This is a genomic window from Vibrio sp. D404a (assembly GCF_030248535.1).
Taxonomy (GTDB): domain Bacteria; phylum Pseudomonadota; class Gammaproteobacteria; order Enterobacterales; family Vibrionaceae; genus Vibrio.
In genome coordinates this window covers 1-1,119 of record NZ_JAHGAJ010000027.1, presented here as the reverse complement: position 1 = coordinate 1,119, position 1,119 = coordinate 1, and the positions used below count along the sequence as shown (strand labels likewise).

1 protein-coding gene is annotated in these 1,119 nt (G+C 41.8%); it reads right to left on the bottom strand.

Annotated features, from left to right (window positions below; genetic code table 11):
- Positions 1-19: 19 nt before the first annotated feature.
- Positions 20-1,055 (bottom strand): IS630 family transposase gene (locus tag KI655_RS17065; protein ID WP_285407370.1). Its coding sequence is split into 2 segments (ribosomal slippage): positions 20-595 and positions 597-1,055, totalling 1,035 coding nucleotides; the frame shifts between segments, so codons are not numbered across the junction.
- Positions 1,056-1,119: the final 64 nt, after the last annotated feature.

The following is a 1,119-nucleotide window of genomic DNA, read 5'->3' as shown; positions in this document are numbered from 1 at the left end:
TTTATACCAATCTGGAAAATTAACTGATCAGCTCAATCCACTCTCTTGAGCACATTCTTTTCACCCTATCTGCACTTTCTAGAAAGCAATTCCATGCACCACATACTTTCTCAACAATGTCGTCGTAGTTCGTAAAACTCTGGTTTGCTAGATAGTGTTGCCGTAGCCAACTCCATACTTGTTCAATTGGGTTTAGTTCGGGTGAATAGGGAGGCAGTTTAACTATACTCACATTCGAAAATTGCTCAGCAATGTCATTGGTATGCCAACCTGCACCATCCATGATCACAACCGCATGACGACCTTTTTCTGTTGCCTCTGATATTTGAGCAAGGTGGTTAATCATAATGTCTTTGTTTACCCAAGGGACAACCATGGCTTCTCCGATGCCTTTTGAAGGACAGACTGAACCAAACAAATACGCATACTCAAATTGCTGCTGTTTTACTGCTCGAGGCCTTGTGCCTCTCTCTGCCCAGAGGCGAGTCGTCGTATTTTGCTGCCCAAATCGAGCCTCATCTTGAAACCAGACATCCACCGATTCTAAACCCATATGCCCCGGGATCTTAAGGATCGTTTCTATTTTGAATTTTTTTAAAATCGTCTTGAACTTGCTGAGATTGAGAAGGGTGTTTAGAGCGTGAAGTTATCCAAGAAAACCCCATGTGATTAAGCAGGTAATAGATAGAGTCGGGGTGATAATGTTTATCAAATTCTCTGACGATGTAGGCATGGATATCACTGCCAGTTAATCGCCCTCCTGAAGAATCAGAGGCTCGGCTTTTGATAAATAGCCTTAACTGTTCACGTTGCTTTGGAGAAAGGAATGCGGGTCTCCCGGTCCTTGGTTTCTCTTGCAATCCTTCAAGTCCTTCTTCAAGGAAGGTTTGTACCCACTTATTCACACTTGTTCTGCTTACTTTAAGGAACTTAGCAATTTGGGTCCGAGAATGACCCTCTTTAAAATGGGCTAATGCGAGCAATCGCATCTTCATTTGAATAGATTTTTGTTGGCTAGCAAGCTTTTTGAAATCAATGTTATCGAGGCTATCCATAGCATCTTTTCCACGAGTAAGTCATAGCCTCAATTAGATCATATTTTTACTTAGATTGGTATTA